The sequence below is a fragment of the Arcobacter cryaerophilus gv. crypticus genome (assembly GCF_002993025.1).
In the GTDB taxonomy this organism is placed as follows: Bacteria; Campylobacterota; Campylobacteria; order Campylobacterales; family Arcobacteraceae; genus Aliarcobacter; species Aliarcobacter cryaerophilus_B.
In genome coordinates, this window is the sequence record NZ_NXGI01000002.1 from 55,976 (window position 1) to 69,944 (window position 13,969).

14 protein-coding genes are annotated in these 13,969 nt (G+C 27.2%); 8 read left to right on the forward strand and 6 right to left on the reverse strand.

The features are described 5' to 3' along the window. Position 1: 1 nt before the first annotated feature. Genes rlmN through hisF form a run of 4 tightly spaced genes read right to left on the reverse strand, consistent with a single transcriptional unit; the run spans position 2 to position 3,087 of the window. Positions 2-1,084 (reverse strand): dual-specificity RNA methyltransferase RlmN, encoded by a 1,083-nt coding sequence (gene rlmN / locus CJ670_RS00665; protein ID WP_105938482.1) that lies wholly within the window; start codon positions 1,082-1,084, stop codon positions 2-4. Further along, positions 1,084-1,635 carry a phosphorylase family protein gene (locus CJ670_RS00670; RefSeq protein ID WP_105938483.1) on the reverse strand — a complete coding sequence of 184 codons (552 nt, stop codon included), beginning with the start codon at positions 1,633-1,635 and terminating at the stop codon, positions 1,084-1,086. Before CJ670_RS00670 ends, rlmN begins: the two co-directional genes overlap by 1 nt. After that, the gene (locus tag CJ670_RS00675) at positions 1,632-2,324 is read right to left on the reverse strand and encodes an SIMPL domain-containing protein (protein WP_105938484.1); all 693 of its coding nucleotides are present in this window, start codon (positions 2,322-2,324) and stop codon (positions 1,632-1,634) included. The genes CJ670_RS00670 and CJ670_RS00675 overlap by 4 nt, the downstream gene beginning before the upstream one ends. Position 2,325: 1 nt before the next feature. Then, positions 2,326-3,087 (reverse strand): imidazole glycerol phosphate synthase subunit HisF, encoded by a 762-nt coding sequence (hisF, locus tag CJ670_RS00680; RefSeq protein WP_105938485.1) that lies wholly within the window; start codon positions 3,085-3,087, stop codon positions 2,326-2,328. A 70-nt stretch (positions 3,088-3,157) separates the two neighbouring features. On the opposite strand from hisF, the gene rsmA reads away from it, so the two are divergent. The 8 genes from rsmA (at position 3,158) to CJ670_RS00720 (ending at position 11,405) form a co-directional block, all read left to right on the forward strand. Then, positions 3,158-3,955, forward strand: a complete 798-nt coding sequence (gene rsmA, locus CJ670_RS00685; protein WP_105938486.1) for a 16S rRNA (adenine(1518)-N(6)/adenine(1519)-N(6))-dimethyltransferase RsmA — start codon at positions 3,158-3,160, stop codon at positions 3,953-3,955. Then, positions 3,939-5,960, forward strand: a complete 2,022-nt coding sequence (locus CJ670_RS00690; protein ID WP_105938487.1) for a ribonuclease J — start codon at positions 3,939-3,941, stop codon at positions 5,958-5,960. Before rsmA ends, CJ670_RS00690 begins: the two co-directional genes overlap by 17 nt. 8 nt (positions 5,961-5,968) lie before the next feature. Further along, complete coding sequence (locus tag CJ670_RS00695) at positions 5,969-6,931, forward strand: KpsF/GutQ family sugar-phosphate isomerase (protein WP_105938488.1); 963 nt, start codon at positions 5,969-5,971, stop codon at positions 6,929-6,931. Beyond that, positions 6,928-7,776: a pseudouridine synthase gene (locus tag CJ670_RS00700; protein ID WP_105938489.1), complete on the forward strand. Its 849-nt coding sequence runs from the start codon at positions 6,928-6,930 to the stop codon at positions 7,774-7,776. Before CJ670_RS00695 ends, CJ670_RS00700 begins: the two co-directional genes overlap by 4 nt. Further along, the gene (locus tag CJ670_RS00705) at positions 7,760-8,944 is read left to right on the forward strand and encodes a replication-associated recombination protein A (RefSeq protein ID WP_105938490.1); all 1,185 of its coding nucleotides are present in this window, start codon (positions 7,760-7,762) and stop codon (positions 8,942-8,944) included. Before CJ670_RS00700 ends, CJ670_RS00705 begins: the two co-directional genes overlap by 17 nt. 74 nt (positions 8,945-9,018) lie before the next feature. After that, positions 9,019-9,531: a protoporphyrinogen oxidase HemJ gene (gene hemJ, locus CJ670_RS00710; protein ID WP_105938491.1), complete on the forward strand. Its 513-nt coding sequence runs from the start codon at positions 9,019-9,021 to the stop codon at positions 9,529-9,531. 1 nt (position 9,532) lies between these two features. Continuing rightward, positions 9,533-10,936 carry a PhoH family protein gene (locus CJ670_RS00715; protein ID WP_105938492.1) on the forward strand — a complete coding sequence of 468 codons (1,404 nt, stop codon included), beginning with the start codon at positions 9,533-9,535 and terminating at the stop codon, positions 10,934-10,936. Between the two features lie 67 nt (positions 10,937-11,003). Further along, the gene (locus CJ670_RS00720) at positions 11,004-11,405 is read left to right on the forward strand and encodes a hypothetical protein (protein ID WP_105938493.1); all 402 of its coding nucleotides are present in this window, start codon (positions 11,004-11,006) and stop codon (positions 11,403-11,405) included. 31 nt (positions 11,406-11,436) lie between these two features. Here the strand turns inward: CJ670_RS00720 and CJ670_RS00725 are convergent, their stop codons facing one another. Both CJ670_RS00725 and CJ670_RS00730 read right to left on the reverse strand, forming a co-directional pair. Then, positions 11,437-13,029 carry an asparagine synthetase B family protein gene (locus CJ670_RS00725; protein WP_105938494.1) on the reverse strand — a complete coding sequence of 531 codons (1,593 nt, stop codon included), beginning with the start codon at positions 13,027-13,029 and terminating at the stop codon, positions 11,437-11,439. 4 nt (positions 13,030-13,033) lie between these two features. Next, on the reverse strand, positions 13,034-13,969 hold the full coding sequence (locus CJ670_RS00730; RefSeq protein ID WP_342587565.1) for an AEC family transporter: 936 nt from the start codon (positions 13,967-13,969) through the stop codon (positions 13,034-13,036).

A 13,969-nucleotide genomic window follows, 5' to 3' on the forward strand; every position in this document is an offset into this window, starting at 1 on the left:
TTCAAGAATCTCCATTTAACTCCTTCTCTTTTAACTGTCCACAAGCTGCACTTATATCCAATCCTTTTGATTCTCTAATTGTGCAAATAACACTTTTAGAGTTTAAAAAATCTTTAAATCTCATCATATCAGCTTCTTGAGGTCTTTGATAAGTTGTTCCAGGATATGGATTAAAATATATTAGATTCACTTTTGCTTGAATTCCATCTAGTAATTTTACAAGTTTTTTAGCGGCATCTAAACTATCGTTTTTATCTTTTATAACCAAATACTCAAACATAACTTTTTTTCTAGTATCAACTGGAAACTCTTTAACAGCTTCAATAATACTTGCAATATTATAAGCTTTGTTCATAGGAATAAGCTCACTTCTTAACTCATCATCAACAGCATGAAGTGAAATAGCTAGTTGAATTTGTAAATCTTTTTCACCAAGTTTTTTGATTTTACTTGCAATTCCTGAAGTTGAAACTGTTTGTCTTCTTCTACTTATTGCTAAACCATCAAGTTCTGAAAATATTTCTACTGCTTTTACAAAGTTGTCAAAATTATCAAGAGGTTCACCCATTCCCATATAAACAATATTTAAAGCTTTGTTTTCAGCTATTTCATTGTCTCTTTTTATATGTACTATTTGAGCTATGTACTCTCCAACTGTAAGATTTCTTACGAATCCACCTTTTGCTGTTAGACAAAATGAACATCCAACTTTACATCCAACTTGACTTGAAATACAAACTGTATACTTTTCACTTCTTACAATTTGTCCATCTTCATCAATCTTTTTATCTTTCATTAAAAGTAAAACAGCTTCAATAGTGTGATTATCTCTTAATTTAAAAAGATATTTAATACTTCCATCACGACTTTGCTCTTTTTTTATAACTTGCAAAATATCAATTGGATAGTTTGTTTTTAAATCTTCAATTAACTCTTTTGGAAGATTTTTCATATCATCATAAGAGTTTGCGTACTTTTTATAAAGCCAATTATAAACTTGCTTTGCTCTAAATGATGGTTTTAATTTCTCTTTTAATTCATCTAATGTGTAATCATATATAGATGATAATATCTCTTTTGTCATTATTCTTCTGCTTTTATTTTAATTATATTTTTATCTATTAAATATTGTGTTAGTTTTTCCATGGCGGTTTTATGATTTTTTAAAAAATCACTATGTGCATCTTCATTTGTATAATTTGTAACTACAAAAATACCAAAAGCTGGTATTTCAAACTCTTTTGCAACACTTAAAACTGAAAAAAATTCCATATTTTCTAATTCGACATTGTATTGTAAAAACTCTTTTGATAAAGTTTGATTTTTACTTATATAGTTTGAGCTATTTACAACTACTTCGCTTTTTGTTAAATTTGTATCAATTCTAACTGCATTATCTATTGGAGTATATGAAAAATTTTCTAAAAAACTTAACTCTATATTTGATGAATTTTTTGATTCAACAATATCAAAAATATTATGATTCCCATAGCTTCCAGCACTTCCAATAAACAAAATAAATTCTGGTCTATCAAATAGGCAAATTTTTGTTAAATTTATTGCGCTAGAAACTAATCCAACACCTATTGATTTAGCAAAAGCAAATGTTTCTTGATTTCCAGCACTTACAATCACTTACAATCCAGTACAAAATTTGTATTTATTTTTATGATTTCTTCTGTATTTATTGGTGAAATATTTATTGATTCAGATTTATTAACCATATCTAAAGAAGAACTCATAACTCTATTTTTAAAAGTAGGGTAGTTAAAATCTTCGTTTATATTTACATTTTTAACTTCGCATTTTTTTCCAATCTTATTTGAAAGTTCTTTTGTATAATTTCCTATCCATAATAAAACATCAATTCTTAACTCATCAATGTTTTTATTTTGTAAATTTTCACTAATGTCCCAAGATAAATTTGAGATATTCACTTTGATATCATCTGATTTAAAACTATCTTTTAAAGCTAGTAAATCATCTAAAAAATCGTTTATTTCTTTTGCTTCTTTTGACTCTGCTTGGAATCTTGTATTTGCTATGAATCCTTTAAATATTGATTTATTATTCTCATAATCATATTTTGGAGTCAAATTATAATTTGTATTTTTTATTGTAATATTTTTTGTATTCTTTAAAAAAGTATTAAATTTTTCTATTTCAATATTTACACTTTTTTCATCTTTTTTTTCAACACTTATATTTATATTTGTTGTTAATAAATCTGGATTTACAACTTTTGAAAATGATTTATTAAAATTTATTTCATAAGAAAAAGCTAAAATTGGTAAAAATATAACAGTTGCTAATATCTTTTTCATTTTATATCCTAACATTTATATTGTTTTTTTGTAAATATCTTTTTAAATCCATAATATCTACCTCTTTAAAGTGGAAAATTGAAGCAGCAAGTGCAGCATCAGCTCCAGCTTCAAAAGCATCTTTAAAATGCTCCATTTTTCCAGCTCCACCACTTGCAATTACTGGAATATTTACAATTTTTGAAATCTCTTTTGTAATATCTAAATCAAAACCTTGCTTAACTCCATCTGTATCCATAGAAGTTAATAAAATCTCTCCTGCACCTCTTTTTTCAACTTCTTTTGCCCAAGATATTGCATCAAGTCCTGTATCTTCTCTTCCACCTTTTACAAAAACATGATAAGAGCCATTTGCTACTTTTTTTACATCAATTGCTACAACAATACATTGACTTCCAAATCTTTTTGCTCCATCATCTATTAAGTTTGGTGTTTTAACAGCACTTGAGTTTATAGATATTTTGTCACATCCTACATTTAATAGTGCATAAATATCATCTAAACTTCTTATTCCTCCACCAACAGTTAATGGAATAAATACCTCTTTGGCAACATTTTTAACAATATCTACAATAGTTCCTCTATTTTCTACACTTGCACTAATATCTAAAAATGTTAACTCATCAGCACCTTCATCGTTGTATCTTTTTGCTATTTCAACTGGATCTCCAGCATCTTTTAATCCTACAAAGTTTACACCTTTTACAACTCTTCCGTTGTTTACATCTAAACATGGGATTATTCTTTTTGTTAGATTATTCAATTGTAATTCCTTAAAAATTAGTTAAAGATATTACCTAAATGTAAGTTAAAAAAAGATATACTCTTGTTTCATGGAAAAAATAAAAGCAAAAAAAGAGTTTGGTCAAAACTTTTTAAAAGATAGTTCAATATTAGATAAAATCATCCAATCGATGCCCCATAACAATAATCATATTGTAGAAATCGGGCCTGGCTTAGGTGATTTAACTAAAAACTTAGTTAAATACAAAGATGTGACAGCTTATGAGGTTGATACCGATTTAATCGGTATCTTAAAGTCGAAATTTGCAAATGAGATAGAGAGTAAAAAATTCATACTAAAACATATTGATGTTTTAAGAGCTTGGGATGAGCTGAAGTTTTTACATGATGGTAAATATGACTTAATAGCAAACTTACCATACTATATCGCAACAAATGTTATATTAAGAGCTTTTGAAGATGAACTTTGTGAACACATTATTGTAATGGTTCAAAAAGAAGTAGCACAAAAGTTTACTGCAAAAGTAAATGATAAAGAGTATTCTTCTTTAGGGATAATTACCGAACTTATCTCTAAAGAGTCAAAAATACTTTTTGATGTTCCTTCTACGGCATTTGACCCAATGCCTAAAGTTACATCTTCTGTTCTTTATATAAAAAAAGATTTATCTCTAAAATTTGATAAAGATTTAAATAAGTTTTTAAAAGTTTGTTTCGTGCAACCAAGAAAAAAATTATCAAAAAATCTTAGTTCAATTTTAGAAAAATCTAAAATTTTAGCTCTTTATGAAGAGTTAGATTTAAACGACAACTTAAGACCTCATGAAGTTAGTTCATCTTTGTATAGCCAAATGCATACAAAGGTAAAAAATGGAAGAGATAAATAAAGAAGAAATTTCAAAAAACAATGAAATAAAAACAAGTGAAACAAGAGAAGAGTTATCAAGTACTGTAAGTCCTGAAAAAAAAGAGTTCATTCCTAGAACACCTAGACCTCCTAGAGTTCAAAACCCTAAAGAAAATGTTGAAAATGGTGCTACGCTTGAACAAAGTGTAGAAAAAAAACCTCCTTTTAAGAAGAAAAAACCAAATAATAAACCAAGATTTATAAGTAAAGATTTACCTATAACTGGTGATGGTTGGACAAATGACCTTAAAAAAGCTTATATGGTAAATGAAAAAATTCATAAAGATAGATTAAATCCACACTATAAATTAAATCTAAATACAAATGCCAAACTTAGAATCACTCCACTTGGTGGATTAAATGAAATTGGTGGAAATATGATGGTTGTTGAGACTGAAAATGAAGCAATTATTGTTGACGTTGGAATGAGTTTCCCTGATGAAAATATGCATGGAGTTGATATTTTAATTCCAGATTTTACATATCTTAGAGAAATAAAAGATAAAATTGTTGCTGTTATTATTACTCACGGACATGAAGACCATATTGGAGCAATGCCATATTTATTCAAAGAAATGCAATTTCCAATCTATGGTTCACCGCTTCCTTTGGAGATGATTGGAAGTAAGTTTGATGAGCATAAAATGAGAGAACATAGAGCTTTATTTAGAGCTATTTCTAAAAGAACACCAATCAAAATTGGAAATGAATTTGAAATAGAGTGGATGCACGTAACTCACTCAATTATAGATTCATCTTGTATTGCTATTAAAACTGCTGCTGGAACTATGATTCATACGGGAGATTTTAAAATAGATCATACTCCATATGATGGTTTTCCAACAGATATTCACAGACTTGCTCACTATGGAGAAGAGGGTGTTTTAGTTATGACTTCTGATTCAACTAATTCTCACTCACCTGGATTTACAAAGACTGAAAAAGCTGTTGGACCAACTTTTGAAAGAATATTTTCAACATCAACAGGAAGAGTTATTATGAGTACATTCTCTTCAAATATACACAGAGTTGCTCAAGCAATTGAAAAAGCTATAAAATATGGAAGAAAAATTTGTGTAATTGGTCGTTCTATGGAGAAAAACTTAGATATTGCTATGACTTTAGGATATATAAAATTTCCTAAAGACCAATTTATTGAAGCTCACGAAATAAATAAATATGTAGATAAAGAGATTATGATTGTAACAACGGGAAGTCAAGGTGAGTCAATGAGTGCTTTATATAGAATGGCAATTCATGAGCATAGACATGTAAAAATTAAACCTGAAGATCAAATAATTTTATCAGCAAAAGCAATTCCAGGAAATGAAGGAAGTGTGTCTGAGATTATTAACCATCTTTTAAAAGCTGGTGCAAAAGTTGCTTATCAAGATTATACAGATATTCACGTATCTGGACACGCTGCTCAAGAAGAGCAAAAATTAATGTTAAGACTTGTTAAGCCTAAATTCTTCTTACCAGTTCATGGAGAGTACAATCATGCACTAAAACATGGAGAAACTGGAGTTGATTGTGGTGTTTTAGAAAGAAATGTTTATGTTATGGCTGATGGTGAGCAAATTGAAGTAAATCCTAAATATCTTAAAAAAGTAAAAAGTGTAAAAAGTGGAAAAGTTTATATTGATAATCAACTAAACCATAAAATATCTGATGATGTTGTTATTGATAGACAAACAATGGCAAAAGAAGGTATTGTTATGATAATTGCTCAAATAAATGAAAACGATAGAACTCTTGCAACAAAACCTAAAGTTGCTACATTTGGATTTATATCTGATAAGCAAGATAGATTTTTTACAAATGAGGTAGAAGAAATTTTAAATACTTTCCTTTTAAATGCAAAACCTGGGATATTTAAAAATAGTAGAATCTTAGAAGATGAGCTTAGAAAAGTTGTTAGAAAACATTGTGTAAGAAAATATAAAAAATATCCAATGATTGTTCCAACAATATTTGTACAATAAGGTAAAAAATGAACTATAAAGAGATAGTAAAAGAAGTTTTACTTACTGAAGCAAAAGAGCTTGAAATTGCTTCAAGCTCTATCTCTTTTGATATTGAAAATATTGTAAATATTATTATAAATTCAAAAGGTAAGCTTATTGTTACAGGAGTTGGAAAATCTGGACTAGTTGGCGCAAAAATTGCAGCAACACTAGCAAGTACTGGAACTAGTTCATTTTTTCTTCACCCAACAGAAGCTATGCATGGAGATTTAGGAATGATAGGAAAAGAAGATATTGTTCTTGCAATTTCTTATAGTGGAGAGAGTGAAGAACTTATCCAAATTCTTCCTCATATAAAAAGATTTAATATTCCATTAATTGCAATGGCAAAAGATAAAAACTCAACTTTAGCAAAATATTCAGATTATTTTATAAATATTAATGTAGAAAAAGAGGCTTGTCCACTTGATACTGCTCCAACATCATCTACAACATTAACAATGGCAATGGGTGATGCACTTGCTGTTTGTTTGATGAAAAAAAGAGATTTTAAAAAAGAAGATTTCGCATCTTTCCATCCTGGTGGAAGTTTAGGGAAAAAACTATTTGTAAAGTTAGATGACCTTTTAAGAAAAGAGAATCTTCCTATTGTTTCACGTGAAACAAAATTAAAAGATGCAATAATTGTTATGAGTGAAGGGCGACTAGGTTCAGTAATTATTGAAGATGAGAATAAAAAAGTAATTGGTGTTTTAAGTGATGGAGATTTAAGAAGAGCTTTGATGAAAGATGGTTTTTCTATAGATTGTAGTGTTGAAACTATTGCAACTTTAAATCCAAGAACATTTGATGATGAAAACCTTTTGGCAAGTGATGCTTTACAGATTATTGAGAATTATAAAATTCAACTTCTTATAATTACAAATAAAAATAGAGAGCTTAAAGGCTTATTACATATTCACGACCTAATAGAGGCAGGTATAAAATGAAAAACGAAACAAGAAAAGAACAAAAAAAAGATATAAAAAAACCAGAAGTAAGAACAAGAGCTGTTGAAGAGTTGAGATTAAACAAATTTATATCTCATAATAGCAATTACTCAAGAAGAGAAGCAGATGCTTTAATAGCTGAGGGAAAAGTAAAGGTTAACAATCGAGTTATTACAGATTTAGCTACAAAAGTAAAAGTAAGTGATAAAGTTGAAATTGGTAAAAAAATTATCAAAGAAGACAAAGAGAGAATGTACACTGTAATAGTTTATAATAAGCCAAAAGGTGAATTAGTAACAAAAAGTGACCCACAAGGTAGAAATACTATTTATGATGGCTTAGAGAGCAAGTATAAGCATTTTATGAGTGTAGGGCGACTTGACTATGCAAGTGAAGGACTTTTGCTTTTAAGCGATAGCGTAAATGTAGTAAACTCTTTAATGCATTCAAATCTTGAGAGAGTTTATAAAGTAAAAGTAAGTGGTCCAATAGCTCCAAAAATTGAAATGGCAATGCAAAGAGGATTAGAAATAGAGGATGCTACAAAAGGTGCATATAAAAAAACAAAGATAAAATCAATGAATTTTGCTCCATTTTTAGCATATGATATTCAAACAAATGGAGAGAAGATTTCTAAACTAAAAGTAGTAATTAGTGAAGGTAAAAATAGAGAACTAAGAAGATTTTTTGGCTATTTTGGACTTGATGTTATGGATTTAAAAAGAGTTGAATATGGTGGAGTTAGTTTAAATAATCTACCAACTGGAAAATCAAGATTTCTTACAAAAGAAGAGTACAAAAATTTACGAATCTTTTTAAATGAAGAAGATGATAGACTTAGCTAATAAATATAGACCAACAACACTTGATAGTTTTGTTGGTCAATCTCATATTATAAGTAAAGAGAAAGCTCTTTATAAATTAATAAAACAAAAAGATATCCCACACTTATTTTTTTATGGAAAACCTGGAACTGGGAAAACTACTTTAGCAAAAATTATAGCTCGTGAGATAAGTAGCGATTATCACTATTTTAATGCAACAACATTTAAAATCGAAGATTTAAGAAAGGTATTTGACAGATACAAAAATAGCTTTATTAAACCTTTAATATTTATAGATGAAGTTCATAGACTTTCAAAAAATCAGCAAGAAGTTCTTCTCCCAATTATGGAAAATTATGATGCTACAATTATTGGAGCAAGTACAGAAAATCCATTTTTTACTCTTACAAATGCAATAAGATCAAGATCATTTTTATATGAATTTTTACCATTTTCGTGTGATGAAATGGAGAGAATATTAAATATAGTTTTAAAAGATATTGATATAACTTTATCAAATGAAGTTAAAGACTACTTGATATATTCAAGCTCTGGAGATGCTAGAGCGATGCTTACTTTATTGAATTTTTCATATAAAGCAAATCAAGAGATTGCTCTAGCTACTTTAAAGGAGTTAAGAGCAAATGTTATAGGAGATGGTGTTAGTTCTAGTAGTTCACACTATGATTTAGCAAGTGCAATGATTAAATCTTTAAGAGGTTCAAATGTTGATGCTGCTTTATACTATCTGGCAAGATTAATAGATGGTGGAGAGAGTGTTGATTTTATAACTAGAAGATTTGTAATATTTGCAAGTGAAGATATAGGAAATGCAAATCCAAATGCTTTAAATCTTGCAAGTAGTACAATGCAAGCTTGTAACAAAATAGGCTATCCAGAATCAAGAATTATATTGGCTCAGTGTGCTATTTATTTAGCTTCAAGTCCAAAATCAAATAGTGCATATAAAGGAATTAATAAAGCTCTTGAGCAGATACAAAATGGCAAAATTCTTGATATTCCAAAACACTTGGATAGTCAACATATTGGTTATCTTTATCCCCATGATTTTGGTGGATATGTAGAACAAGAGTATTTAAAAGAGGGTTTAAAACTTTATAATTCTCTTGATATTGGATTTGAAAAAACTTTAAGTGAGTGGATTAAAAAAATTAAGAATGAAAAGTAAAAATATAGATATATTTTCATTTTAATATTTGTTAATTTTGATAGAATGAAATTTAATATATTAGGAGAAATTATATGGAATATTACACTTGGATTTTGAGTTTGCATATTATTGCAGTTTTATCTTGGATGGCGATGCTATTTTATCTTCCTAGGCTTTTTGTATATCATGTTGAAAATAGCCATAAAAAAGAGTTTGTTGAAGTTGTGAAAATACAAGAGATGAAAATATATAGGTATATAGGTCATCCAGCTATGTGGATAACTATTTTAAGTGGAATTAGTATGATAGTTTTAAATCCAGCACTTCTAAGTCAAAATTGGATGATTGCAAAGCTATTTATGTTATCACTTTTGATAGCTTACTCTTTCTCCTTAGATTATTATAGAAAGCAACTAGAAAATAATAGTTGCAAAAGAAGTGGAAAATTCTTTAGAATGTACAATGAACAGCCAACACTTTTAGCTATTTTAATTGTTACTTATGTAGTTACAAAAAGTTTTTCGATTCTTTTTACAGTAATCATAGTTTTATTATTTGCATTTATATCATATATGATTATGAAACCAAAAAAGGTGAAAAATTAAGATGAATTTTGAAAAATATTACCTATTAGATACAAATATATTACTTGAAGATGCTAGAAATATCTTTAAAATAAGTGATGGTGCAAAAAACTTAATAATCTTAAGTGAAACAGTTTTAGATGAACTAGACTCTAAAAAAAGTGGATATGATGAGATAAATTTTCAAGCAAGAGAGTTTGCAAGAATTCTAGAAAACTCTGAAATTTTAAGTTCAAATAAATATGAAGATTTTAAGATAATTAGATTAAAACTTATAAATCAAGATGAAACAATAGTTGATATTATCTCTAAAGATGAATACTCTATAAATAGTAAAAATATATCTTTAAATATTTTGAATGATAGAAAAATACTTGAAGTTGCAAAGTTTGCACAAATATACTATAGCAAAGATATAATATTTGTCTCTATGGATATTATGGCAAGAACAAGAGCTATATCTCTTGATATAAAAAGTGTAGCACTTCATGGTAAAGATAGTGATAAATTTAATTTTGACTTCATTAAAAACATTGAAATAAACTTCGAAGACTTAGAGGATTTGGATAATCAAGATATAATCAAGTTTGATAAAGAATATAAAGTTTCTGATTTTTCATATTGTCTAAAAGTTAAGCACTCAGATCAAATTATTTTAGCTTCAATTCAAAATAATAGAATAAAAATTCTTGATGAAGAAGAGATAAGAAATCAAATAATTACTCCTTTAAATAAAGAGCAACTATTTTTCTCAAATGCTATAATAAATCATTTTTATAATGTTTTAATAGTTGAAGCTAAAGCTGGAAGTGGAAAAACACTTTTAGCTTTAAGCGGTGCGTTAAAACTTGTAAAGCAGAAACATTTTCAAAAAATTATATATATTAGAAACTCTATTGAATCTTTAGATAAAGGTGAAGATGTTGGTTATTTACCAGGACTTGAAGAGAAATTTAGAATATATAATCATCCGCTTATGGATAGTTTAGAGTATATTATACGAACTGAACACAAAAGAAGAAGAAGTAAAAGAGATGATGTTTCATATACTTCACTTGAAGATAGTGAAATAAGTTCAAGAGTTGAGCAGATGATTTCAAATTATGGTATTGAAACTATGTGGGTTGGTGAGATGAGAGGAAGAACACTTTCAAACTCATTTATTATAATTGATGAAGCACAAAATATGTCAAATAAAACAATGCAAATGGTACTTTCTAGAATTGATAATAGCTGTAAAGTTGTAATTCTTGGCTCAAATAAACAAATTGATAATTTCTATGTAAACAGATATACAAATGCCCTAACAACTCTTTTAAAATCTACTCAAAATGATAATAATCTTGTAAATATTTTTGCAATTAAGCTTGAAAAAGTTTTAAGAGGACCTATTACAGAGTGGGCTGAGAATATTTTTAGCAAATAAATATTTATTTATAAATAATTTATAAAATGTGTTATAATACAAGTTATTTTATGTAAAGGATTACATTATGTCTTTATTACAATACACATCAGATGAGATGTTTTCGGCAACAGATTTAGTAAGAAAAAACAAATCTATTTTTGATAAGTTACAAAAAAAAGAGATAGAAAAAGCGATAATTCTTCGTGATGGTAAACCATCTATAATGATGTTGGACTTCTCGGAGTATGAAAAACTAATGAAAGATTATTTGAATTTAAAAGCTGGAAATATTACAAATATAAACACAAAAACTATAAATGAAACAGTAGTTGAAGAAGAAATTATAAAAAGTGACTCAAAAATTAGTCAAGAAGATTATGAAGCTGCTATGAAAGATATTGAAAATATAAGTTTTAGTTCAGATTTTAGTATTAAAGATGATGAACAAAAAGATCAACAACCACTAAAAGAGTTTTGGGAAAAATAAGGATGTTTCACGGGAAACATTCTAAATAAAATTAAAGATATACTTTTTTGTACCACAAAGAGAAAACAAAAAGTGAGTACAGATGCTGTTTAAATTTATTTGACCTAGCAAGTGTAAAAATTTGTCTTAAATAATTTTCATTAAAAAATGCAGTTTGTCTATTTACTTCCAAAATAGTATCTAAAATAGAGCTTCCAAATTCCTCTTGAAGCCACTCATTAAAAGGGGAGTTAAATCCTTTTTTTGTTCTGTTTATAATTTGTTCAGGAATATATTTTGATGCAATTTTTTTAAGTAAGTATTTATTTGTATTACCCATTTTAATTGAACTTTCAACGCTAAAAACATATTTAAGTAAATCATTATCCAAAAATGGAGTGTGAATTTGTAGAGAGTTTGCTCTTGAAACTTTATAAACTTTTGTTAAAACAGGATTGGAAACCCAAAGTTTTAAATCAATATAACTCATATTATCAACAAAGTCTTGTTTTGGTGTTTCATTTTTAAATGTTGGAACTTTTACAAATAACTTTCTTTTTTGTATATCATTAAAAATCTCTCCAAAAGAGTTATATATATTTTGTTTTTTTACAACTCTTCTTAAATATTCACTCTCTTTTGTATTGTTTTGTAAAGCTGAAATTATTTCATTCAAAAAATCATTTTGTTCTTTTGATAAAGATTTTTCAAAATTATGATACTTTAAAAACTTTGCATAGTTGTCATATCCAAAAAAAAGCTCATCTGCTCCTTCTCCAGATAGAAGTGAATTTACACCAAAATCTTTAACATTTTTTAATAAAAAATTTAGTGGAACAGCAGCACTATCACCGTGAGGTTGATCAAAAAACTCTAAAGTATTATAAAAACTATCTATATAGTTCTTTTTATCAATTATTATTTCATGATGATTTGAGTTTATATAATTTGAAGTAATTTTGGCATATGGAAGTTCACAATAGTTTTTGTATTCATTATAACCAATACTAAAAGTATCTATTTTTCTACCAGATATTTTTGTATAAATTGAAGATATAAGAGAGCTATCAACTCCACCACTTAAAAGTGTGCTAGGAGACGATATAAGCCTTTTTTCAATTGCGAAGTACAAAAGCTCTTCTAAGTCATTTAAAGCTATATTTTCATCGTTTATGGCTTTATATGTGTTTATTTTATAATACTTCTTTTTGATTAAATCTTTTTTTGGCTCAAAAATCAAATATGAGCTATCTTCAAGCTTATAAATATCGCAGTAAAATGTATCTTCACCAAAAGTTGAGAAGTGCTGAATATACTTACTAAGAGCAATTTTATTTAATTTTGGCAAATTTGGAAGCTCTTTTAAAATATCTTTTATAGAAGTTGAAAATATAAAATTTTCATTTTTTATATAATAATAAAATGGAATATTTCCAAATCTATCTCTTGAACAAAAGTAAAGATTTTTTATTTTATCATAAATACAAAAAGCAAAAATTCCATCAAGTTTTGATACAAAATCAAAAGAGTATTTTATATATAAATCTTTTAAAGACTCCCCAATATTATTAACTATATACTCTTCTAATTTATATATTTCACCCTCAAAATATATAGTTAAATCTTCAAAATCATATTTTTTCATATATCTATGCTATAAAATAATCAATGATTTCAATATAAAAGTGAAGAATTGCTACGAAAATAGCACTAGAAACTAAAATAGTTGCAGCCACATCTGTTGGTTTTGTATTGTATATTACAGAAAAATTTACATTATTTACAGCAAGTGGCATCATAAGTTCCATTATTAGAATTGAAGCTACCATAGAGTTTAAATTTGTAAAACTAATAATGATTAAAATACCAATAATAGGTAAAAGTATATGTTTAACAAAACTTATTTGCAAAGATAATTTCCAAGGAATAGTTTTTATTTTTACACTATAAAGATATGTCCCAAAGATTAATAATTGTAGCGTTAAAGATGTATATGCTCCCATTTCTAAAGCAAAATCAAACTCTTTTGGAATAGGAACTTCATAATAATTTACAGCCAAAGCTAAAAGTGCAAACCAAATTACTGGAATTTTAAATATAGATTTTAAAGATTGTTTGAAATTAAACTGTTCTCTTGCAAAAAAGTAGATTGATATTGTGTACATAAAAAAAATGTTTGCTATATTTATAATACTTGTATATGGAACACTTTGCTCTCCAAAAAGTGCAATACCAAGCGGAATTCCTAGATTTCCAGTATTTCCAATCAAAGCTGTTGCTAAAAAGATATTTTCATCTGTTTTTGAAGAGAAAATAAATTTTGAGTAAAGAAGCATTAAAAGTAAAGTTGAAGCCATACAAAAAAGAAAAAATATTGGAGATAGTATAAACTCATAATTTATAGGCTCTTTTGTTAATCCCCAAAAAATCATAATTGGTTGAAGAAAATATAGAGATATTAAAACTAATGATTTTTCATCTATTTGAGTTTTTAACTTTTTTTTGGCAATAAAACCCAAAAAGATAAAAAAATATATTGGAAGAACTGATAGTAATGCTTCTATTTTTTTATCCTTTTGTAACAG